Annotated in this window: 18 protein-coding genes and 1 riboswitch; of the genes, 9 read left to right on the top strand and 9 right to left on the bottom strand. The window is 74.7% G+C overall.

Annotated features, from left to right (window positions below):
- The first annotated feature begins 93 nt into the window (after window positions 1-93).
- On the top strand, window positions 94-1,533 hold the full coding sequence (gene purB, locus ACIRST_RS28565; RefSeq protein ID WP_350524795.1) for an adenylosuccinate lyase: 1,440 nt from the start codon (window positions 94-96) through the stop codon (window positions 1,531-1,533).
- Between the two features lie 39 nt (window positions 1,534-1,572).
- Here purB and ACIRST_RS28560 read toward each other — a convergent pair whose 3' ends face one another.
- Window positions 1,573-3,111, bottom strand: coding sequence for an MFS transporter (locus ACIRST_RS28560; RefSeq protein ID WP_402805394.1), 1,539 nt, complete (start codon window positions 3,109-3,111; stop codon window positions 1,573-1,575).
- A gap of 312 nt (window positions 3,112-3,423) precedes the next feature.
- Window positions 3,424-3,604, top strand: a riboswitch (cyclic di-AMP (ydaO/yuaA leader).
- Window positions 3,605-3,606: 2 nt separating this feature from the next.
- Between ACIRST_RS28560 and ACIRST_RS28555 the strand changes: the two genes are divergently transcribed.
- Window positions 3,607-4,590: a peptidoglycan DD-metalloendopeptidase family protein gene (locus tag ACIRST_RS28555; protein WP_402805391.1), complete on the top strand. Its 984-nt coding sequence runs from the start codon at window positions 3,607-3,609 to the stop codon at window positions 4,588-4,590.
- A 291-nt stretch (window positions 4,591-4,881) separates the two neighbouring features.
- On the opposite strand, the gene ACIRST_RS28550 is transcribed toward ACIRST_RS28555, so the two are convergent.
- The 4 genes from ACIRST_RS28550 to ACIRST_RS28535 form a co-directional block, all read right to left on the bottom strand.
- Window positions 4,882-5,601, bottom strand: a complete 720-nt coding sequence (locus ACIRST_RS28550) for a DUF2470 domain-containing protein (protein WP_402805389.1) — start codon at window positions 5,599-5,601, stop codon at window positions 4,882-4,884.
- A 126-nt stretch (window positions 5,602-5,727) separates the two neighbouring features.
- Window positions 5,728-6,192, bottom strand: coding sequence for a RidA family protein (locus tag ACIRST_RS28545; RefSeq protein WP_402805386.1), 465 nt, complete (start codon window positions 6,190-6,192; stop codon window positions 5,728-5,730).
- Between the two features lie 65 nt (window positions 6,193-6,257).
- The gene (locus ACIRST_RS28540) at window positions 6,258-7,007 is read right to left on the bottom strand and encodes an IclR family transcriptional regulator (RefSeq protein ID WP_350524790.1); all 750 of its coding nucleotides are present in this window, start codon (window positions 7,005-7,007) and stop codon (window positions 6,258-6,260) included.
- Between the two features lie 31 nt (window positions 7,008-7,038).
- On the bottom strand, window positions 7,039-8,232 hold the full coding sequence (locus tag ACIRST_RS28535) for a sugar kinase (RefSeq protein WP_402805382.1): 1,194 nt from the start codon (window positions 8,230-8,232) through the stop codon (window positions 7,039-7,041).
- 202 nt (window positions 8,233-8,434) lie between these two features.
- Here ACIRST_RS28535 and ACIRST_RS28530 point away from each other — a divergent pair, with 202 nt between their 5' ends.
- The 5 genes from ACIRST_RS28530 to ACIRST_RS28510 all read left to right on the top strand — a co-directional run bounded on the left by ACIRST_RS28530 (window position 8,435) and on the right by ACIRST_RS28510 (window position 15,245).
- Complete coding sequence (locus ACIRST_RS28530; RefSeq protein WP_402805379.1) at window positions 8,435-9,766, top strand: amino acid deaminase; 1,332 nt, start codon at window positions 8,435-8,437, stop codon at window positions 9,764-9,766.
- Window positions 9,767-9,837: 71 nt separating this feature from the next.
- Window positions 9,838-11,481 (top strand): amidohydrolase family protein, encoded by a 1,644-nt coding sequence (locus ACIRST_RS28525; RefSeq protein ID WP_402805376.1) that lies wholly within the window; start codon window positions 9,838-9,840, stop codon window positions 11,479-11,481.
- Entirely contained in the window at window positions 11,478-12,098 is a 621-nt protein-coding gene (locus tag ACIRST_RS28520; protein ID WP_402805373.1) for a bifunctional 4-hydroxy-2-oxoglutarate aldolase/2-dehydro-3-deoxy-phosphogluconate aldolase, read from the top strand. Before ACIRST_RS28525 ends, ACIRST_RS28520 begins: the two co-directional genes overlap by 4 nt.
- A 272-nt stretch (window positions 12,099-12,370) precedes the next feature.
- Window positions 12,371-13,984: an alpha-amylase family glycosyl hydrolase gene (locus ACIRST_RS28515; RefSeq protein WP_402805370.1), complete on the top strand. Its 1,614-nt coding sequence runs from the start codon at window positions 12,371-12,373 to the stop codon at window positions 13,982-13,984.
- A 208-nt stretch (window positions 13,985-14,192) separates the two neighbouring features.
- Complete coding sequence (locus ACIRST_RS28510; RefSeq protein ID WP_402805367.1) at window positions 14,193-15,245, top strand: hypothetical protein; 1,053 nt, start codon at window positions 14,193-14,195, stop codon at window positions 15,243-15,245.
- A 111-nt stretch (window positions 15,246-15,356) separates the two neighbouring features.
- Here ACIRST_RS28510 and ACIRST_RS28505 read toward each other — a convergent pair whose 3' ends face one another.
- Together ACIRST_RS28505 and ACIRST_RS28500 are read right to left on the bottom strand one after the other, a co-directional pair.
- Window positions 15,357-16,598, bottom strand: coding sequence for a CaiB/BaiF CoA transferase family protein (locus ACIRST_RS28505; protein WP_402805365.1), 1,242 nt, complete (start codon window positions 16,596-16,598; stop codon window positions 15,357-15,359).
- Entirely contained in the window at window positions 16,595-18,226 is a 1,632-nt protein-coding gene (locus ACIRST_RS28500; RefSeq protein ID WP_402805363.1) for an APC family permease, read from the bottom strand. The genes ACIRST_RS28505 and ACIRST_RS28500 overlap by 4 nt, the downstream gene beginning before the upstream one ends.
- Window positions 18,227-18,492: 266 nt before the next feature.
- On the opposite strand from ACIRST_RS28500, the gene ACIRST_RS28495 reads away from it, so the two are divergent.
- Window positions 18,493-19,245: a FadR/GntR family transcriptional regulator gene (locus tag ACIRST_RS28495; protein ID WP_396546147.1), complete on the top strand. Its 753-nt coding sequence runs from the start codon at window positions 18,493-18,495 to the stop codon at window positions 19,243-19,245.
- Between the two features lie 51 nt (window positions 19,246-19,296).
- Window positions 19,297-20,052, top strand: a complete 756-nt coding sequence (locus tag ACIRST_RS28490; protein ID WP_402805359.1) for a hypothetical protein — start codon at window positions 19,297-19,299, stop codon at window positions 20,050-20,052.
- A gap of 93 nt (window positions 20,053-20,145) precedes the next feature.
- Here ACIRST_RS28490 and ACIRST_RS28485 read toward each other — a convergent pair whose 3' ends face one another.
- The gene (locus tag ACIRST_RS28485; protein WP_402805357.1) at window positions 20,146-20,934 is read right to left on the bottom strand and encodes a (2Fe-2S)-binding protein; all 789 of its coding nucleotides are present in this window, start codon (window positions 20,932-20,934) and stop codon (window positions 20,146-20,148) included.
- 199 nt (window positions 20,935-21,133) lie between these two features.
- Entirely contained in the window at window positions 21,134-21,688 is a 555-nt protein-coding gene (locus tag ACIRST_RS28480; RefSeq protein ID WP_350524778.1) for a hypothetical protein, read from the bottom strand.
- Window positions 21,689-22,042: the final 354 nt, after the last annotated feature.

The following is a 22,042-nucleotide window of genomic DNA, read 5'->3' as shown; positions in this document are numbered from 1 at the left end:
CGGTGAGAAGGTTGTGGTGCGTCACCTGAAGGGTGCTCAATTGACCCAGCCTACCCCATCCGCCGACGTCCGGCGTGACCTCGGCTGTTACTCTTGCGAAGCGTGAGCGCGAAGCCCCAGATCCCCAATGTCCTGGCCTCCCGGTACGCCTCGGCGACCCTGGCCCAGCTGTGGTCCCCCGAGCACAAGGTGGTCCTTGAGCGCCACCTGTGGCTGGCCGTCCTGAAGGCCCAGCAGGACCTCGGTGTCGAGGTGCCGGCGAACGCCGTCGCCGACTACGAGCGGGTGATCGACCAGGTCGACCTCGGCTCGATCGCCGCCCGTGAGCGGATCACCCGCCACGACGTGAAGGCCCGGATCGAGGAGTTCAGCGAGCTCGCCGGCCACGAGCAGATCCACAAGGGCATGACCTCGCGGGATCTGACCGAGAACGTCGAGCAGCTGCAGATCCGCCAGTCGCTGGAGCACGTGCGCGACCGCACGGTGGCCGTGCTGGTCCGCCTGGCCAAGCTGGCCGCCCAGCACTCCGAGCTGGTCATGGCCGGCCGCTCGCACAACGTGGCCGCGCAGGCCACCACCCTGGGCAAGCGCTTCGCGTCGATCACCGACGAGCTGCTGGTCGCCTTCCGCCGTCTGGAGGAGCTGATCGCCCGCTACCCGCTGCGCGGGATCAAGGGCCCGGTCGGCACCGCCCAGGACATGCTGGACCTGCTCGGCGGGGACACCGAGAAGCTCGCCGAGCTGGAGCGCCGGGTCGCCGGGCACCTCGGCTTCGACAACGTGCTGACCAGCGTCGGCCAGGTCTACCCGCGCTCGCTGGACTTCGAGGTGCTCACCGCCCTCGTCCAGCTGTCCGCCGCGCCGTCCAGCCTGGCCAAGACCATCCGCCTGATGGCCGGCCACGAGCTCGTCACGGAGGGCTTCAAGGAGGGCCAGGTCGGCTCCTCGGCGATGCCGCACAAGATGAACACCCGCTCCTGCGAGCGCGTCAACGGCCTGGCCGTCATCCTGCGCGGCTACGCCTCGATGACCGGCGAGCTGGCCGGCGACCAGTGGAACGAGGGCGACGTCTCCTGCTCGGTGGTGCGCCGGGTCGCGCTGCCGGACGCCTTCTTCGCCTTCGACGGCCTGCTGGAGACCTTCCTGACCGTTCTCGACGAGTTCGGCGCCTTCCCCGCCGTGATCGAGACCGAGCTGGACCGCTACCTGCCGTTCCTCGCCACCACCAAGGTGCTGATGGGCGCGGTGCGCGCGGGCGTCGGCCGGGAGACCGGGCACGAGGTCATCAAGGAGCACGCCGTCGCCTCGGCACTGGCGATGCGCGCGGGCGCCCGGGAGAACGAGCTGCTGGACCGCCTGGCCGCCGACGAGCGGATCCCGCTGGACCGCGCCGCGCTGGACGCGCTGCTGGCCGACAAGCTCTCCTTCACCGGTGCGGCCGGCGCCCAGGTCGCCGAGGTGGTCCGCCTGGTGGAGGCCGTCGCGGCCGCCTACCCGGAGGCCGCCAAGTACGCGCCGGGTGACATCCTCTGAGGTCGATGTCCCGTGACGTCCCGGTGAGGTGACGTCGCGTCAGCTCTCGGGCGTGGGCCCCGCCGCCGGACCGGTGGCGGGGCCCTCGCGCGTGTGGACGTGGCCCGGGTCGAAGGGCGGGGTGGTGGTGCCGCAGGGCCAGTCGCAGTTCGGCTCGGCGACCGGCTTCTCCTCGGGCGCCAGCACGTTGCCCCGGATGGTGGCGAAGGCGATCATCCCGCCGGTGGCCAGCAGGCCCGCGCAGATCAGCATCGCCGTGTGGAAGGCGGAGTCGACCTCGGAGGGCACCTGGTAGGCGTTGCCGCTCAGCCCGGCCAGGGCCGGCAGGGCGGCCACCGCGAGCAGGCCGGCCGCGCGGGCGGCGGCGTTGTTGACCCCGCTGGCGATGCCCGCGTGCCGGACCTCGACGGCGGCCAGCACCGTCGCCGTCAGCGGCGCCACCAGCAGGGTCATCCCGCAGCCCATCACCGTGACGGCGGGCAGCACGTCCGTCCAGTACGACGAGTCGGAGCCGATGCGGAGCATCAGCAGCACCCCGGCGGCGCAGATCAGGGGGCCGACGGTGAGCGGGATCCGCGGGCCGATCCGCTTGCCGAGCCGGCCGGCGCGCGCCGACAGCAGCAGCATCAGGATGGTGATCGGCACCAGCGCGAAGCCCGAGACCAGCGGTGAGAACCCGGCGACGATCTGCAGCTGCACCACCAGCAGGAAGAACACGCCGCTGAACGCCGCGTACACGCAGAGGGTCACCAGGTTCACGGCGGTGAACAGCCGGGAGGAGAAGAGGCCGAGCGGCAGCATCGGTTCGGGCGCGCGGCGCTCGACGGTGACGAAGGCGACGCCGAGCACCACGCCGATCACGCCGCTGACCCAGACCGCGGGGGACAGGCCCTCGCCGGCCGCGGTCAGCGCGTAGGTGATCGCGCCGAGCGCGAGCGCGGCGAGCGCCGCGCCCAGCACGTCGAAGCGGCCGGTGGCGCTCTCGTCCCGGCTCTCCGGTACGGACCGGGTGGTGACCGCGATGACGGCGGCCGCGAGCGGCAGGTTCAGCAGGAAGATCCAGCGCCAGCCGGGGCCGTCCACCAGCCAGCCGCCGAGGAAGGGGCCGACCGCGGCCGACACCCCGCCGAGGCCGGACCACAGGCCGACCGCCGCCGAGCGGTCGTCAGGGTGGAAGACGGCCTGGAGCATGGCGAGCGAGCCGGGCGTGAGCAGCGCCCCGCCGATGCCCTGGACGGCGCGGGCGGCGATCAGCACCTGGATGTTCGGCGCGGCGGCGCACGCCGCGGAGGCGACGGCGAACCAGACCACGCCGATCAGGAAGACCCGGCGTCTGCCGTACCGGTCGCCGAGCGCGCCGCCGAGCAGGATCAGGCCCGCCAGGGTGAGCAGATAGGCGTTCAGCGTCCATTGCAGGGATGCCAGGGAGGCGCCCAGGTCGGCGCCGATGCGGGGCAGGGCGACGTTCACCACGGTGCCGTCGAGCATCGCCATGCTGGATCCGAGCACCGTTGCCAGGAGTACCCAGCGACCCTGCGCGGTGCCCAGGCGCAGGGTGCCTGCTTCGGAGGTGGCCACGGCCCGATCCTGGCCCTGTGGGGCGTACGTGACAAGGCTCACCGGTGGGTGTGTTGGAGGCTGTCGGTGCGTGAGCGGACGACTGCGCAGCGCCGTCGTCGTCGGCGCAGGGTCGTGGATCAGTGGCACGGGGTGAATGGATTGTGTACAGACCGTGCCGCGGATCATTCGGAGGGTGACCGGATCCCCGGGGGTCGTTGCGGATTCAAGAGATCGACATTGCTTCACCCGAACGGATGGGTTTTAGTTCAGCGACCGCCCGGCCAGCCCGGACGGATCCACCGGGTGGAACGCCGAGTCCTGCCGCTGCCCGGGTGGTTCGAACTGAACTCTGTACGGCAGGAGCGGGGGACCCACAGGTAAGTCGCCGGACCGGAGTTCGCGCCTCAGGGCGCGGGCGTCCAGGGCCGGCTTGGGGTGAAGCCGCGCATGCGGCCGGGCAACTCCAGCCCGAACCCGACAGCTCACCTCGCAGGCGTCGGAGAGGAAACTTCCATGCCTGCTCAGGCTCGTCGTATCGCCCTGCCCCGCGCCGCCCGCATCGGCATCGCCACCGCCGTCACCGGCGCCTCCTTCGCCCTCCCGCTCGTGACCGCGATCAGCGCCCAGGCCCACACCGCCCCGGCTGCCCCGGTCGCGCAGGCCGCCCCCGCCGCTGCTGCCGCCCCCGCCCCCGCCGCCGACGCCAAGCCGGCCGCGCAGGCCGCTCCGGCCGCCGCGCACGAGAGCTACCGCGTCGTCAGCGGTGACACCCTGTCCAAGATCGCCGACGTCAAGAACGTCGACGGCGGCTGGCACGCGCTGTACGAGCAGAACCGCTCGGTCGTCGGCGCCAACCCGAACCTGATCTTCCCGGGCCAGCAGCTCACCATCGCCGGCCACGCCGTCGCGCCGTCCGCCGACGCCGCCCCGGCGAAGCCGGCCGCCCCGGCCAAGCCCGCCACGCCGGCCAAGCCGCAGGTCAAGGTCCAGGTCAAGACCGAGGCCGCGAAGCCGGCCGCCCCGGTGCAGACCCAGGTTCAGACCGCCGCTCCGGCCCCGGCCGTGACCGCCGCTCCGGTCGCCGCCACCGCCGGTTACGTCGCGCCGCTGGCCAACCCGGTCCTGGGCGAGGCCTACGGTGTCGCCGGCTCGATGTGGGCCTCCGGCCACCACACCGGCCAGGACTTCGTCTGCTCCACCGGTACCCCGCTGCGCGCCGTCGCCAACGGTGTCGTGGTCAAGGCCGGCAACGGCGGCGCCTACGGCAACGAGGTCGAGATCAAGCTCGCCGACGGCAAGTACGCGCAGTACGCGCACCTCTCGTCGATCGGCGTGAAGATCGGTCAGACCGTCACCGCCGGCCAGCAGCTCGGCCTCTCCGGCGCCACCGGCAACGTGACCGGCCCGCACCTGCACTTCGAGATCCGCACCACCCCGGAGTACGGCTCGGACATCAACCCGGTCACCTACCTGCGCGCGCACGGCGTCGCGCTCTGACCCTTCCGGGGTTTCAGGAACCACCGCTGCTGCGGAGCGAATCGATCCTCCGGGATGGTCATGTCGGGTGACCGCTCGACCGGGTGATCGCCGCACAGTGGACATGGGCGCGGGACACGCCCAGGCCGGCCCGGCTCGCGGGACACACCTCCCTCGCGAGCCGGGCCGGCCGGTGCCTTTTCCGGGGCCGGTACGGCACGGGGGTTCGCTCCGGGGTGGTCGGTTCGGCCGGACGGTGGGTCAATCCGTTCGCACGGTCTGCCTGCTGAACGCGCTGAAGGGGATCGGGAGTCAGCCGCGGTGGGCGGGCTGGCCGTACCGGGCGGCGGTCAGCAGGTCGTGCATCCGGTGGCCGAAGTCCTCGACGTCGCGGGCCGGTTCGGGGAAGACCAGGCGGACGTCGCGGTGCCCGTCGGGGTGGTCCAGGCGCAGCACCAGGCCGTGGCGGTCCAGGGCGAGCGGGCGGACGTCCGGGTTCCGGGCGAGCAGCGCCGGGTCGAGCAGGCGGGTGAGGACGTCGAGCGCGTCGGCGTGGTCGTCGGCGAAGTGGGTGAGCATCGCGGCCTCGTGGCGGGCCATCGGGTCGGGGGTGGCGTGGGCGAGGTCGGCGGCGGTGACCGCGCCGGTGCCGTACGGGGTGGCGAGGACGGCGTGGGCGACGTCCACGCGCAGGTGGACGCTGAGGCCGTCGTCGGCGAGGTGGGCCAGCCGGAGCCGGCCGGCCAGGGTGAGGCGGGCGCGGACGCGGTCGCGGACGGCGACGGGGGAGACGTCGGTGACGTCGAGGACGACGGCGAGGCCGTCGGTGGCCCGGGCGGCGGCTGCGGTGAGCGGGGCGTCCAGTGGGGCGCGCAGTCGCAGGCGGGAGCCGTGGACGGAGACCGGGGTGTCCAGGTCGTGGTGCTCGCCCAGTGCACGGACGGCGAGCGAGGAGGTCGTGCCGAGCAGGCTCAGGATCCGTTCGGCGGTGGTGGGCTCGGGGACCTCGGTGTCGCCGGGGGGCAGGCTCATGGACGGACCTCCAGTTGGTTAGGTGAGCCTAACCTAATGTTGCTGTCCGGGTGTGGCAAGCGCGCAGGGCCCGGACGCGCGGGAGGCGTCCGGGCCCTGCGGTGGGTGCGGTCGGGGACGGGAGCGTCAGACGACGACGGCCTGGGCGTCGATCTCCACCAGCATCGGCTCCTGCGGGAGCTCGACGAAGACGGTGGTGCGGCAGGGCTTCACCCCGCCGGGCTTGACGTTCTCCTCGATGAACTCGGCGTAGACCTCGTTCATCAGCGGGAAGTCGGCGCGCTTGGTGAGGTAGACGCGGAACATCACCACGTCCTCGATGGTCGCGCCGCCGGCCTCGACGACGGCCTTGACGTTCTCCAGGGTGCGCCGGGTCTGCGCCTTCACGTCACCGTGGTGGAGGTACTCGCCGGTCGCCGGGTCCTGCGGGCCCTGGCCGGAGACCTGCAGGATCGGACCCTTGCGGACGCCCTGGGAGAACGTCCAGGCCGGGGCGGGGGCGCCGTCGGTGCGGATCTCGACCTTCTCGGCGGGCCGGGTGGGCTTGGCGGCCTGGGCGGTCTCGGCGGGCTGGGGGCGCTCGGCGGGCATGGGGCTCCTTGGCGTGAAGTACGTGAAGTACGTGAAGTGCGTGAAGTGCGTCAGGTGACTGTCCGTCAGTTGTGGTCGGGGCGGCCGCAGTCGGCCGAGACGGCGCGGGCGGTGGCGAGCAGGTGCGGGAGGAGGTCCAGCACCTGCTCGTACGGGAGGACGACGTCCGGGACGGAGATGGAGGCGGCGGCGACGACCCGGCCGCTGGCGTCCCGGACGGGCGCGGCAACGCAGTTGATGAAGGACTCGTGCTCGGCGTGGTCCTGCGCCCAGCCCTGGGCGGCGACCTTCTCCAGCTCCGCGAGCAGCGCCTCGGGCGTGGTGAGGGTGCGTTCGGTGTGCGGGGTGAAGTCGATCCCGGCCACCACCCGGCGCCGCTCGGGCAGCGGGAGGTCGGCCAGCAGAACCTTGGAGACGGCGGCGCTGTGCAGCGCGGCGCGCAGGCCGATGCGGGAGTACATCCGGACCGGGTGACGCGAGTCGAACTTGTCGATGTAGACCACCTCGCCGCCCTCGTACGCGGCCAGGTGCACGGTCTGGCCGGTGGCGGCGTTCAGCTCGGCCAGGTGCGGGGCGGCGATCCGGCGGATGCCGCGCTGCTCCAGGGCCAGGCCGGAGAGGGCGAAGAGGCCCGCGCCCAGGTGGTAGCGGTAGGCCGCGTCGCGATAGACGAATCGTTCCTCTTCGAGGCTCTGGAGCAGCCGGAGAACGGTCGTCTTGTGGACGCCGAGCACCTCGGCGAGCTGGTCGAGGGAACGTTCGCCCTCGCCGAGCTGGGCGAGGATGCGCAGGGCGCGGGTGACGGTCTGGCTCATCGTGCTCCGCTTCGAGGGCCGGGGTTGCTGCTCATTGTGCCCGGGTGCGGTCGGCGGGCGGGACGTGGTCGGCGAGGCCGGTGGGGTCGGCCGGATCGGTGGGGCCGGCCGGGCCGGCGAGGTGCGTGCGGCCGGCGGGCAGGGCGGGGCCGGTGATGCCGCCCGCGGTGACCCGGGTGGCGGCCCAGTCCGCGGGCGAGGCGTCGAGCAGCGCCGCCACCACGGCGGCGGGCGGCGGCGTGGCCTGGTCGCCGTGGGCGGTCAGGGCGCAGGCGGCGCTCAGGTGACCGAGCCGCAGGCGGCGGCGCCGGTCCAGGCCCCGGACGGTGCCGGCCAGGTAACCGGCCGCGAAGGCGTCGCCCGCGCCGGTGGCCTCGACCACCTCGACGGCGAGAGCCGGTTCGGTGACCGCCGTGCCGTCGCGCCCCAGGGCGGTGACGTGCCGGGCGGAGTCCTTGACGACGACGGTCGCGGGGGACGGGAAGCGACGGCGCAGCGCGGCCGGGTCGCCGGTGCCGAACGCGGCCTGCGCCTCGTCCGCGCCGAGCAGCAGCAGGTCGGCGGCGTCCAGCAGTGGGGGCAGCACGGCCGGGTCGCGGTCCCGCCACAGCGAGGGGCGCCAGTTGAGGTCGAAGCTGACCAGCCCCCGGCCCCCGCCCGGCCGGGCCCCCGTGGTGTGGCGGCGCTCGACGACGAGGGCGCGCAGCAGGGCGAGGCAGTCGTCGGAGAGCGCGGCGGTGATGCCGGACAGGTGCAGCAGTCGGGCGTCGGCCAGCAGCCGGGCGGCGTCCGGGTCGGCGAGCAGTGCGGGGGACAGTGCGGTGGCCGCGGAACCGCGCCGATGGTAGTGCAGCCGGCTGCGCCCGGGGCCGAGGTCGTGGTCGTGGCCGGTGGAGCCGCCGACCTCCTTGAGGTAGAGGCCGGTCGGGCGGTGCGGGTCGACCGCGACCGCCGAGACGTCCACGCCGCGGGCGGCGAGCTCGGCCAGCAGTCGTCGGCCGAAGCCGTCGGCTCCGACCCGGCTGATCCAGGCGGTCGGCACGCCGAGTGCGGCCAGCACGCCGGCCGTGTTGGACTCGGCGCCGCCGACGGAGAGCCGGAAGGTCTCCACCGACTCCAGCGGGCCGGGGTGGTCCGGGAGCAGGACGGCCATCGACTCGCCCACGCACACGGCCGTCGGAGGAGGGCCCGGGCGGGCCGGGCCCGGGGTGTCCTGTCGCGGCATGTGCGGGGCTCCTCGTCTGTGGCCGTTGCGTCGAGAGCGGGCCCACTCCGTCGATCGACCGTCCGCCTGGTCGGGTGCGGGCCTGGTCCGTTGAGCGTGAGTCAGTTCCGTTGACCGTGATCCGGCGCCGATGCTAGAACCGTGCTGCCAGCATGCGCAACCCTCGTTGCACATGTTGCAATCTGGCGGATGGAGGAGGAGCGTGCAGCAGACCTTCGCAAGCAGCGGCACCGGGCCGGGCATCGCCCGCGACGCGGTGGCGGCGCTGGCCGACGAGCCGCTGGACCGGCGGTTCAAGGCCGCTCCGCCGGACTCCCACCCGGACCGGCGGCCGGGAGCCGCCACCCGGGGCCGCACCGTGCGGGAGTGGCTGGCCGGCGGCCCGACCCTCTCCTCGTTCGGCACCCCGCTGCTCACCCTCGACGGCGCCGCACTCGCGCACAACGTCCGCACCATGGCCGACTGGTGCGCCAAGGCGGGCGTCGCGCTCGCCCCGCACGGCAAGACCACCATGGCCCCCGCCCTGTGGCAGGCGCAGCTCGACGCCGGGGCCCACGGCATCACCCTCGCCAACCTGCCCCAGGTGCGGGTCGCCCGGGCCTTCGGGGTGCAGCGGATCCTGCTCGCCAACACCCTGCTCGACCCGGCCGGACTGGCCTGGCTCGCCGACGAACTGGCCGCCGACCCGGACTTCGCCTTCCTCTCCTGGGTCGACTCCGCCGAGAGCGTGCGGCTGATGGACGCGGCCCTGCGCGCCGCCGGGGCCGAGCGGAAGGTCGAGGTGCTGGTCGAACTCGGCGGCCCCGGCGGGCGCACCGGCGCCCGCGGCGAGGACGCCGCCGTCGAGGTCGCCGCCGCCGTGCTGCGCGCCCCCACCCTGCGCCTCGCCGGCGTCGGCGGGTACGAGGGCGCGCTCGCGCACGACGCCTCGGCCGCCGGACTGGCCACCGTCCGCGGCTACCTCCGGGCCCTGGCCGGGCTCCACGGCCGGCTCGCGCGCGCCTACCCGGACGACGCGCCACCGGTGGTCACGGCCGGCGGCAGCGCCTACTTCGACCTGGTGGCCGAGGAGACGACCGGCCTGCCGGACGCCCTGGTCGTCCTGCGCTCGGGCGCGTACGTCGCCCACGACGACGGCTTCTACCGCGGCGTCTCACCGCTCGCCCGGGCCGACGGCGTGGCGCCGTTCCGCAGCGCGCTGCACGGCTGGGCCCGGGTGGTCTCCCGGCCCGAACCGCAACTCGCCCTGCTGGACGCCGGAAAGCGCGACCTGCCCTTCGACGAGGGCCTGCCCGAGCCGCAACGGGTGCGCGGCGGAGCCGAGTTGACCGGAACGGCGGCCCGGATCGGCGCGCTCAACGACCAGCACGCCTTCCTGCGGGACGCGGGCGACCTCGCGCCGATCGGCGCGGTGCTGCGCCTGGGCGTGTCGCACCCGTGCACCGCCTTCGACAAGTGGACGGCGATCCCCGTGCTGGACTCCGCGGACGCGGCCGAGCCGAAGGTCACCGGCCTGGTCAGGACGTTCTTCTGATGGCCGGGGAGAGAGCGGCAGGGGCGGTCGGGAAGAGCGCGACGAGCAGTGTGAGGACGGCGAACGGTGTGATGACGGCGAGCGCGAGGACGGCGAACCGGGTGAACCCGGCGGGCCCGACCGTCTTCCGGGGCGCCACCGTCGTGGACGGCACCGGTGCGGACCGCTACCGCGCGGACGTACGGATCGCCGACGGCCTGATCACCGACGTCGGCGACCGCCTCGACGCGCCCGAGGTGGTGGACGCCGACGGGCTGGTCCTGACCCCCGGCTTCATCGACATGCACGCCCACTCCGACCTCGCCCTGCTGCTCGAACCCGAGCACCCGGCCAAGGTCACCCAGGGCGTCACCTGCGAGGTCCTCGGCCAGGACGGCCTGTCCTACGCCCCGGTGGACGACACCACACTGCCCGCGCTGCGCCGTCAACTCGCGGGCTGGAACGGCGATCCGGCCGACCTCGACTGGGACTGGCGCGACGTCGCCGGCTACCTCGACCGGATCGACCGGACCGGCGTCGCCGTCAATACCTGCTACCTCGTCCCGCACGGCACGCTGCGCACCCTCGTCATGGGCTGGGCCGACCGGCCGCCCAACCCGGCCGAACTCGACCGGATGCGCCAGGTGTTGGCGAAGAGCCTGCTGGACGGCGCGGTCGGCATGTCCAGCGGCCTCAGCTACACCCCCGGCTCGTACGCGGACACCGCCGAACTGGTCGAGCTGTGCACCATCGTCGCGGCCTACGGGGGCTTCCACGCTCCGCACCAACGCTCTTACGGTGAGGGAGCGTTGGAGGGCTACGCGGAGATGGTGGAGATCTCCCGGCGGAGCGGCTGCGGGCTGCACCTGACCCACGCCACGATGAACTTCGGCGTCAACCGGGGCAGGGCCGGCGAGCTGCTGGAGCTGGTCGACCGGGCGCTCGCCGACGGCGTCGACCTCACCCTGGACAGCTACCCCTACCTCCCCGGCTCCACCACCCTCGCGGCCCTGCTGCCGAGTTGGGCCACCGAGGGCGGACCGGAGGCGACACTGGCCAGACTGACCGACCCGGCGCAGTGCGCCCGGATCCGGTACGAGGTGGAGGAGAAGGGCAGCGACGGCTGCCACGGCGTGGTCACCGACTGGGCGACGATCCAGGTCTCCGGCGTCCGGTCGGCGGAGCTGGCCCCGGCCGTCGGCCGGACCGTCGCCGAGATCGCCGACGAGGAGCGACGCACCGGCACCGAGGTGTTCCTCGACCTGCTGCGCCGGGACGAGTTGGCCACCACGATCCTCCAGCACGTCGGGCACGAGGAGAACGTCCGGGCGATCATGCGCCACCGGGTACACACCGTCGGCAGTGACGGACTGCTGGTCGGCGCCCGGCCGCACCCGCGGGCCTGGGGCACCTTCCCGCGCTACCTCGGCCACTACAGCCGGGAGTCGGGCGTGCTGACGCTGGAGGAGGCGGTCGCCCGGATGACCGGCCGGCCCGCCGCCCGGCTGGGCCTGCACCGGCGTGGCCGGATCGCCCCCGGCCACCACGCCGACCTGGTGCTCCTCGACCCCGAACGGGTCCGGGACACCGCGACCTTCGAGCACCCCCGGCGGCCCGCCGAGGGCATCGAGGCCGTGTACGTCAACGGCACCGCCGTCGTCCGGCAGGGTCGCACCACCGGCGCCCGCCCCGGGCGCGCCCTGCGCCGCACCGACCGAGGAACCCGAGCCGCATGACACCCCTCGCCTCCCTGCAGACCGACCGGGTGATCGCGGTGGTCCGCGCACCGAGCATCCCGGACGCTCCAGCGCTGTGCGCCGCACTCGCCGCCGGGGGCATCCGGTGGACCGAGTTCACCTACACCACACCGGATGTGACGAGCCATCTGCGGCACGCCGCGCAGGCCGGGCACCGGGTCGGCGTCGGCACCGTGCTGACCGCCGAGCAGGCCGAGCGCGGGGTCGCGGCCGGCGCCTCCTTCCTGGTCACGCCCGGCTGCCGGCCCGAGGTCGCGGCGGCGGCGAAGGGCGCCGGGGTGCCGGTGGTGCTCGGGGCGCTCACCCCGACCGAGGTGGCCCGCGCGGTGGACCTGGGTGCCGCCGCCGTCAAGATCTTCCCGGCCCGGGCGTTCGGGCCCGGCTACTTCAGGGACCTCCGCGGCCCGTACCCGGGCGTGCCGCTGGTGGCCTCCGGCGGGGTGAACGCGGGCAACGCCGCCGAGTTCCTGGGGCAGGGCGCGCTCGCGGTCTGCGCGGGGACGGACGTGGTGCCGCCGGAGGCGGTCGCGGCGGGGGACTGGGCGGAGATCACCCGGCGGGCCCGGGCGTTCACGGAAGCGTGCGGCAAGGCGTAGCGGCGCCGTGCCGCGACGCGCGGCGGTACACCGCGGCGGAGGGGCGCGGAGGGACGCCGGGAGGTGTGCCGGGAGTGGGCCGCGACGCGCGGCGGAGACACGCCGGGAGGCGCGGGGGCCGGGAGCGGCGGTGGCGGGGCGAGGCGGACTGTCGGGACGGCCGGGAACGGACGAGAATCGGTGGCACCCGGTTCGGCCCCCGGCCGAGTCCGGCCCGGCTCAGCCCCGCCCGGTGCACCCCGGGCCCCGGACCCGGTAGGAGGAACCCACCCATGACCTCGACCCGCCCCGGCCCCGACTGGCTCGCCGACGCCGTCCTCTACCAGATCTACCCGCAGACCTTCGCCGACTCCGACGGCGACGGCATCGGCGACTTCGCCGGCATCGCGGAGCACCTCGACCACCTCGCCTGGCTCGGCGTCGACACCGTCTGGCTCAACCCCTGCTTCGCCTCGCCGTTCCGCGACGCCGGCTACGACATCACCGACTACCTCGCCCCGGCCCCGCGCTACGGCAGCACCGAGGACCTGGTCGGGCTGGTCGAGGCCGCCCGCCGCCGCGGCATCAGGATCCTGCTGGACCTGGTCGCCGGGCACACCTCCGACCGCCACCCCTGGTTCCTGGCCGCCGCCGAGGACGCGTCCGACCACCGCTACATCTGGTCCGACCGGCCGGTGGACGGCTTCGTGGCCTCACCCGGCAGCCGCCCGGGCTGCTACCGGCCGAACTTCTTCGACTGCCAGCCCGCCCTCAACTTCGGCTACGCGCGCAGCAGTCCGGCCGAGCCCTGGCGTCAGCCGGTGGACGCCGAGGGGCCGCGCGCCAACCGGGCGGCGCTGCGCGACATCATGGCGCACTGGCTCGGCCTCGGCGTGTCCGGCTTCCGGGTGGACATGGCGTACTCGCTGGTCAAGGACGATCCGGGCAAGGCCGAGACCGCCAAGCTCTGGACCGAGCTGCGGGACTGGCTGGACCGTGCCCACCCCCAGGCCGCCCTCCTCGCCGAGTGGGGCGAGCCGGCCGCCGCCGTCGCGGCCGGCTTCCACGCGGACTTCTTCCTGCACTTCGGCGGCGAGGACCACGGCCTGCCGCTGCGCTCCCTGTGGAACAACAACGGCGGTACGGTCGAGGAGTTCTGGCAGCAGGAGGCCTGCTACTTCGAGGCCGAGGGCCGCGGCACCCCGCAGCCCTTCCTGGACGCCTGGCGCTCCGCCGCCGAACTCACCGAGGGCAACGGGCACATCGTGCTGCCGACCGCCAACCACGACTTCTCGCGGCTGGCCGCCGGCCACCGCACCGCCGAGCAGCTCGCGCCCGCCTTCGCCTTCCTGCTCACCTGGCCCACCCTCCCGGCCGTCTACTACGGCGACGAGATCGGCATGCGCTACCTGGCCGGCCTGCCCGACACCGAGGGCAGCGTGCTCGGGCCGCGCTTCAACCGGGCCGGCTCGCGCACCCCGATGCAGTGGACGCCCGGCCCCACGGCGGGCTTCTCCGGTGCGCCGGCGGAGCGGCTGTACCTGCCGGTGGACCCGGACCCGCACCGCCCGGACGTGCTCTCCCAGCGCGCCGACCCGACCTCGCTGCTGCACACCGTCCGGCGGCTGATCGCGCTGCGCCGGGCGCACCGGGGGCTGGGCTCCGCCGGCGGGGTGGAGGTCCGGCAGGCCGGCTACCCGCTGGTGTACACCCGGGCCGGGCGGTACCTGGTGGCGGTCAACCCGCGCCGGGAGCCGGGGGCCGTACGGCTGTCGGACGTGCTGCCGGAGCAGGTGCGGGGCGTGGTGCCGGCAGGCGTCCGGCCGTTGCAGGTACAGGGCGTGCGGGTGGCGGACGGGGAGCTGCGGGCGGACGGGTTCTCCTACGGGGTGTTCGACCTGGGCTGATCGCGGTCGGCGGGGGCCGGTCCCGGGAACCGGTCCCTCGGGCCGGTCCTGGGGGCTCGTCCTCGGGGCCGGCCCCGAGGCCGGCTTCCGTCCGATGTCGGGTGGTTGTAAGCTACATCCATAGATGGTTGCATTTGCCACCTGCATTGGTTGCATTTACCACCCTCTTGCCCCGTGCGAGACACCACCGGAGGACGGTACGAACGCCATGAGCACACCCCAGAACCCCGCCGCGGCGCCCACCCCGGGGCACTCGCTCAAGCACCTCGCCGTCCATCTGATCACCCCGCTGCTGATGTGCCTCGGCATGGCGCTCGCCTACCAGAGCGCGTTCCACCAGCCCGAGCCGCACCACCTCAAGGTCGCCGTCGTCGGCACCACCGACCAGGCGCACGGCCTGGCGCAGACGATCCGGGAGAAGGCCGGTGACGCGCTCGACGTCCGCACCGTCGACGACCGGTCCGCCGCCGAGCGGCAGCTGCGCGACCGCGACCTGGTCGGCGCCTTCGTCCCGGACGCCAGGAGCCCCGAGCTGATCGTGGCCAAGGGGAACTCGGACACCTCGGTGGTCGCCGCCACGGCGGTGTTCACGAACGTCACCGACCGGCAGGGCGTCCCGCTGCACGTCACCGACCTCACCGCCCCGGCCGAGGGCGACCCGACCGGCCAGGGCCTGTTCTTCCTGCTGGTCGCGCTGAGCATCGGCTCGTACGCGAGCGTGGCGGTGATCGGCGCCGCCGGGGCCGGGCTGGGCATGGCGGTCCGGGCGCTCGTCGGGGTGGCGGTCTCACTGGTGGTCAGCGTCATCGGGATCGTCACCGCCGGGCCGGTGTTCCACGTCGTCGACCACGACCTCGCCGCGGTCTGGGCGCTGGGCTGGCTCTACTCGGCGGGCATCGTGCTGGTCGGCATCGGCCTGCACAGCTTCCTGAAGAAGTGGACCACGCTCGCCCTGATGGTGCTGTTCGTGATGCTCAACTTCACGTCCTCGGGCGGCATCTACCGGCCCGAGCTGCAGAACGGCTTCTTCGGCGCCCTGCACGGCTTCTGGACCGGCGCCGGCTTCCTGGAGGGCGCGCGCAGCCTCCTGTACTTCGACGGCGGCGCGGGCCTCGGCGGCCACGTCGTGACCCTGCTGGTCTGGCTGCTGCTGGGCGGGGCCGCCCTGGTGGCCGCGGCGGCGTACGAGCGACGCGGTCGCCGTCCGGTGGAGACGCCGGCGGAGGCCGAGGAGGAGATGGCGGAGGCGGTCGCGGTCTGACCCCGCCCCCCGGAAGGCTTCACCCGGCGCCAGGGCATCGGCACGGGTGGGGATTCGCGGCCCGCGCCCGGCCCTGGACAAGCCGGACGCGGGCCGACGCGCGGGCCGTGCTCAGGCCGGTTCCCCGGGGTCCGCGGGGCCTTCGGGGCTTCCGGGGGCCTCGGGGTCGGTGCGGGCCATCCGGCCCCCGGGTGGTGCGGGGGTCACGGGGGCGTCCAGCCAGGCGGTGAGCTCGGCCGTGTGCTCGCCGAGCCGGGGCGGGGGCAGCTGGTAGCGCGGAGGGGTGCGGGACAGGCCGATCGGGTTGGCGACCAGGTCCAGCGGGCCGCCGTCCGGGCCGGGCAGCGGGGCGCGCGGATCGAGGCCGAGGGAGTCGGCCAGGGCGAAGGCCTCGGCCACGTCGTTGACCGGGCCGCAGGGCACGCCGAGCGGGGTGAGCACCGCGAACCACTCGGCGGCGGTACGGCGTTCGAGCCGGGCCGTGAGCTCGCGGGCGAGCACGGACACGTGCGCAACCCGCTCGGAGTTGGTGGCGAACCGCGGGTCGTCGGCCAGCTCGGGCGCACCGACACCCCGGCAGAGGGCGGCGAACTGGCGGTCGTTGCCGACCGCGACGACCAGCGGGCGGTCGGCGGCAGTGAACACCTCGTACGGGGCGATCGAGGGGTGGCGGTTGCCGAGGATGCCGGGCACGGCGCCGGCCAGGGTGTAGCCGGCAGACTGGTTGACCAGACCGGAGAGCAGGGTGGACAGCAGGTTCAGCTCCACCAGCTGGCCCCGCCCGGTGCTCTCGCGCTCGCGCAGCGCCGCCAGCACGCCGACCGCCGCGTGCAGCCCGGTGAGCACGTCCACCAGTGCGACCCCGGCCTTCACCGGCTCGCCGGGCGCCGGGCCGGTCACCGACATCAGGCCGCCGACCGCCTGCACCAGCAGGTCGTAGCCGGGGAGTTCGGCGCCCTTGCCGGAGCCGAAGCCGGTGATCGAGCAGTAGACGAGCCGGGGGTTGAGGGCCTGCGCCCGGGCGGGGCCGAGGCCGTGCCGCGCCATCGTGCCGGGGCGGAAGTTCTCCACCAACACGTCGGCGCGGCGGACGAGTTCGACGGCGCGGGCGAGATCGGCCGGGTCGTGCAGATCGAGGGTGAGGGAGCGCTTGTTGCGGTTGACGGAGAGGAAGTAGGTGGCCTCGCCCTGGGCGTGGGGCGGGCCCCAGGCGCGGGTGTCGTCGCCGGTGCCGGGTTTCTCGACCTTGATCACGTCGGCGCCGAGGTCGGCCAGCAGCATGGTGAGGTAGGGCGCGGCGAGGACGCGGCCGAAGTCGGCGACCAGGACGCCGTCGAGGGGGAGCCCGGTCATGTGACCGGTCCCCGGTCGGCGGCGGGGCTGTTGGCGGCGGGGCTGTTGGCGGCCGCCGCGGGGCCCGTCGCGGGGCCCGTCGCGGGGCCTGTCGCGGGGCGTGTCGCGGAGTCCGTCTCGGGGTCCATTGCGAGGCCCGTCGCGTCGCCGGAGGGGGCGTCGCCGCGCAGGTGGGGGCGGGCCAGGAGGAGGTAGAGCCCGCCCGCGGCGAGCACGATCACCGCCGAGAGCAGCACGAGGTAGTCGTCGTACCAGGCGGCGTCCGGGGTGCGGCCCCAGCAGATGTTGACGATCGCGGCGACGCCGTAGACCAGCGCGCCGACGTTCACCGCGAGCCCCCAGCGCCCGAGCCGGAAGTCCCCGCTCGGGCGCCAGCCGCGCAGTCGGGCTCGCAGGGAGGCGAGCACCACCATCTGGAAGGCCAGGTAGATGCCGATGCTGGAGAAGGAGATGATCTTCGTCAGGGCTCCCCCGGAGAGAGCCGAGGCCCCCACGATGATCACGCCCGGCAGCGCCGCCGCGAGCAGCAGCGCGTACGGCGGCACCCGCAGCCGCACCGAGACGGTGGCCAGCAGGCGGCTGCCCGCGATCATCCGGTCCCGGGCGAAGGAGTAGGTCAGCCGGCTCGCCGCCGCCTGCAGGCTCAGCACGCAGGACAGGAAGGAGATCAGCACCACGCCGATCACCACCCGCGCGCCGGTCGCGCCGAACGCGTCGTGCAGCACCGCGGCCACCGGATCCTCGTCACTGCCGGAGACCACCGCGCCGATGTCCTTGATCGACATCACCAGGGCCAGGCTGACCCCGATCGCGGCCGCGCCGCCCACATAGATGGTGCGCCGCATCGACTTGGGGATCTGTCGACCCGGGTCGGGCACCTCCTCGGCGACGTCGCCGCAGGCCTCGAAGCCGAAGAAGAGGAAGACCGCGATCAGACCGGCGGCCAGGAACGCGTCGGTGTACGAGCCGCCGGCGCCCGCGCCGAAGCTGTCGAAGACCACGCCGAGGCCGTGGTAGCGGTGCGTCAGCAGCAGCCAGGCCCCCACGGCGAGCGCACCGAGCAGCTCGGCGGCGAAGCCGAACACCGCCGCCGCCGACAGCACCCGGGTGCCGCCGAGGTTGATCACGGTGGCCAGCGCCAGCAGGCCGAGCGCGCACCAGACGGTCGTCGCCGTGCTCGGCTCCACGCCGAGCAGCGCGGCCACGTACGGGCCGGCACCGTAGGCGACGGCCGCGATGGTGGACATCAGCGCCAGCAGGTAGACCCAGCCGGTCAGCCAGCCCCAGGTCCGGCCCCAGAGCCGGCGCGCCCACGGGTACACCCCGCCGGCGACCGGGAACTGGGCGACCACCTCGCTGAACACCAGCGCGACCAGCAGCTGGCCGACACCCGCGATCAGGAAGCTCCAGACCATCGGCGGGCCGGCGGTCCTGAGGGAGGAGGCGAAGAGCGTGTACACGCCGACGACGGGGGAGAGATAGGTGAAGCCGAGGGAGAAGTTCGCCCAGAGGCTCATGTCGCGTTTGAACTCGGAGGTGTACCCGAGGGCGGCCAGCCGTTCGGCGTCCGCGTCGGGGGCGCCGCCGGGTGGACCGGCGGCGGTGGCACGTGCACTGGCATCGGTCATGACCTGCTCCTGGGAACGTGTCGTGATGCGTCGGGGGAGTGCGTTGCGGGCGTGCGTCGGGGGAATGCTGTTCGGCGGTGCGGTGTCGTGCGGCGGTGCGGTGTTCTGCAGCAGGGCCGAGCGGGGTCGGCGCTCGGGCCGAGGCTGCGGGAAAACATACGAGATTGGGTTTCTAGCGGCAAGGGTGCGCGCCGACCGGCGGTACCCTGCCGGAAGCACCCGGCCGGGCGGTGTGCCGGCGGCGGCGATCGAGGAGGGGGTACGGCATGACGACCATCGGCAGTGCGACCCCGCTGCTCAGCGCCGTGCTCGCGCCGCTCACCGACCTCGGGCGCGCCGACGCCGTGGCCCGCCGGATCACCGAGGCGATCGCCCTCGGCCTGGTCGCCGACGGGGACCAACTGCCCAGCGAGAACGACCTGTCCGACCAGCTCGGCGTCGCCAACGGCACCGTCCGGGAAGCGCTCGCGCTGCTCCGCGAGGCCGGCCTGATCGAGACCCGGCGCGGCCGCAACGGCGGCAGCTTCGTCCGCACGCCCGTCGAGGGCTCCGAGCCCCTCCAGCTCGCCCGGCTGCGGGACACCGCCACGGTGGACCTGCGCGACCTGGGGGACGAGGAGCTGGCCGTGTTCGGCACCGCCGCCCGGCTCGCCGCCGAACGCGCCCCCGCCGACCTCGGCCCCCGGCTCACCCGCCTGGTGCACGAGCTGCGCGACGCCGCCGGGCCCGCCGAGCAGCGCCGTGCCGACGCCCGCTTCCACATCGAACTCGCCGTCGCCGCCCAGTCGGTGCGCCTCACCCAGCTCGCCGTCCGGCTGCAGGCCGAACTCGGCCCGCTGCTCTGGTTGCCCGCCCCGTACGGCCCCGACCAGGAGCGCCTGGCCGAGCAGCACCGGGAGATCCTGGTCGCCGTCCTGGCCGGCGACGCGGCCGGCGCCCGCTCCGCAGCCGAGGCGCACGTCATCGGATGCGTGCACCACCTGGTCCGGGGGCACCTGGAGTTGGCGGACGACGGCTGACCGGGCGTCGTGCCGTCGCACCCGGAACCCCAACCGCCCGCCGGAGCCGTCATGACCAGCACGTTCACCCTGCCCGCCACCGCCGAGGCCTGTGCCCGGCAGGTCGCCGCCGCCGTCGACGCGGTGCTCGCCGACCTGGACGGCCTGCGGGCGGCCACCGCCGAGTGCTGGGACCGGACGGCCGCCGCGGGGCGACGGCCCGTCGCGGCCGAACTCGCCGTGCTGCAGGGGCCGGTGCGCGAGCTGCTGGCCCGGCCGGGCTCGCGCTGGTTCGGCTGCGGCGCCGTCGTGGCGCCCGGCGCGCTCGCCGATGCCGAGCTGCACGCGGAGTGGTGGTACCGCGGCGGGCGGGGCGCCGGGGAGCGGCGGTTGCGGATCCCGCTGGACCCGGGGGACGCCGAGTTCTACGACTACCGGACGCTGCCCTGGTTCGCCCGGCCCCGGGACGAGGGGTGCGCGGTGGTCGCCGGGCCGCAGGTCGACCTGCTCTGCGCGGACCGCTACGTCCTCTGCTGCGCCCGGCCGGTGGCGGTTCCGGGCGTGGGCTTCGTCGGGGTGGTCGCCGGGGACGTCCCGCTGGCCGCGCTGGAGCGGCTGCTGGTGCAGCCGCTGCGGGCGCTGCCCGGCGGGGCCGCACTGCTCGACGGCGAGGGGCGGGTGCTGGCCGCCACCACCCCGGTGCTGCCGGTCGGTTCGCTGGCGCGGGCGCTCCTCGGCGGTCCGGCGGGTGAGCCGGTAGGTGGTCCGACGGTCGAGCGGGTGCGGGTGCCGTCGGAGGCGGTGGACTGGGTGGTGGTGCAGGTGTGACGGCCGGCGCGGGGTGGTACCGGTGCGGCGTCGAGTATGACATTCATTGGTAAAGGTATCGGGTGCTGCGCTCCTGGCCCGCTCCCGCTTCCACTACCTGTTCCGGCCGTCTTCCCGTCGCGTGGGCGGTGCGGTGAAGCAGCAGTCCCCGCAGAGCCCGGCACCCGGTCCGACCCGGTAGTAGAGGCAGCAGCTGTTCCGTCGGAACGCCGTGCCGCGCGGGCCCGTGCGCAGCGTGCCCGTTCCCGCCAGCGGCGGACGGTCCAGCAGCTCCGCGACCAACGCCCGTGCGGCGCCCGGCGCATGGGGGTCCAGCACCCGCAACGTGCCGGCCAGGGCGGAGGCGGCGTTGCCGAGCAGCAGGCGCGGCGAGAGCGGCGCCGCGGCCCGAACGGCCGCCGCCAACGGCTCCAACTGGCCCGTCAGCACGGCGGCGTGGAGCCGGTCGGCGAGCGTTCCGGCCTCCGGCCGGGCGGGCTCCGGCGGCGTCCAGAGGTCGAGCGGGCCCTGGTCCGGGATCCGCACCCAGGCGTGCTCCAGTGTCGGGACCGTCCCGAGCAGGACGGCCGAACCGAGGCCGACCGACCAGAACCGGGCGGCCAGCCCCAGGTGCAGGATCGAGGCGGCGACCCGGGGTTCGCCGGTGCCGAGCCGCCGGGCCACCACCCGCAGGCGGTCGGCCAGCGGTGCGTCCGGGCCGGTGCCGTACAGCTCGGGCAGCGGGCGGAAGCCCTCGGGCGGCGGTCCGGAGGAGGTGTCCAGCGCGAAGTACGGACCGACGGCGGCGAGTCGGCCGTAGTCGGGGACCGCTGGGCCGGGCGCGGGGACCGGCGATCCGGGCACCGGGCCGAGCGGGCCGGTCGGCCCGGGCGCGGGGTTCAACGGCCCTCCCCTGTGGGGTCGTTGAACCCCGCGCCGGCTTCGGGTGGCCCGGGTGCGGTCGGGCGGTCGGGCGACATCGGGGCCTCCAGGGTGTCCGGGTGCTCGGGGCGGCAGCGACCGGTCGGCGGCGTACGGCCCGTACGGACGGACGGTGGGCCGGGAGTCCCGGGAGGCTCGGAAGGCCCCGGCCGGGCGGGTGTCAGCCGCGCACGGTGAGGTCGCCGGCGGTCGTGCGGATGAACGGTACCGTGCCCTGGCAGTCCGCCACCGGCTGGCCCAGCGCGCCCCAGACCCAGCCGAGCCGGTCCCCGTGACGGCCGTTGTCCTCCACCGAGATCGAGACCTTCTGGCCGACCACCTCCAGGCCCGGGAACCACGGAGCCTCGCCCTTGGTGATCACGCCGGTGGCGATCGCCTCCCGTCCGCCGACGCCCAGGCAGGTGATGTCCCCCTCGAAGTCGGCGACCAGCCGGCCGTCGTTGTGCACGTGACGGACGTGGAAGTGGCCGCGGGTGGCACCGGGGTCCGTGTTGCCGGTGGCGCGGGCGTCGACCGAGATCCGGACCGGGTCGCCCGCGAAGCCGCCGAACGCGGAGGTGAGGACGGTGTCCCCGGTGCCGCGCACGCTCACCGCCCCGGCCCGGGCGTCGTCCGCGGCCGAGGCCGGTTCCGCGGCGGAGGCCGGCACGGTGGCGGTCACCGCCGCGACCAGCAGGAGGACCGAGGTCGCAGCGGTCGCGAGTCGACGGTTCATGACGGTTCGTTCTCCTTCGGGACGGGTGCTCCGGCGACAACGAGTCTGCTGCAGCAGGCCCGGCTGCACCTCACGCTGCGGAGGGGAGTTCGACGGTGCGCCCCTCCCTCCCGCGGAGGAGGCCCGCCTCCCCCTGGAGAGCTGCCCGTAGGCTCGGCCGGGTGCGCACCGAATCCCCGCCCCGCCCCGCCCGGCCCCGCCCTACCCGGCCGCGCTCGGTCCGGTTGCGGCGCCCGCTCGCCGTCGTCGCCGTCCTGGCCCTGACGGTGCCCGTCGTGGGGGCCCCCCGGGGGGGGCCCCCCCCGGCCCCCCCGCCCCCCCGGGCCGCCGCCCCCCCCCCGGGGGTGGGGCGGC

It is taken from the genome of Kitasatospora sp. NPDC101447, assembly GCF_044767225.1.
Lineage (GTDB): Bacteria > Actinomycetota > Actinomycetes > Streptomycetales > Streptomycetaceae > Kitasatospora.
Note: the sequence above shows the minus strand (reverse complement) of the source record. Positions and strands in the feature narration are given on the sequence as shown.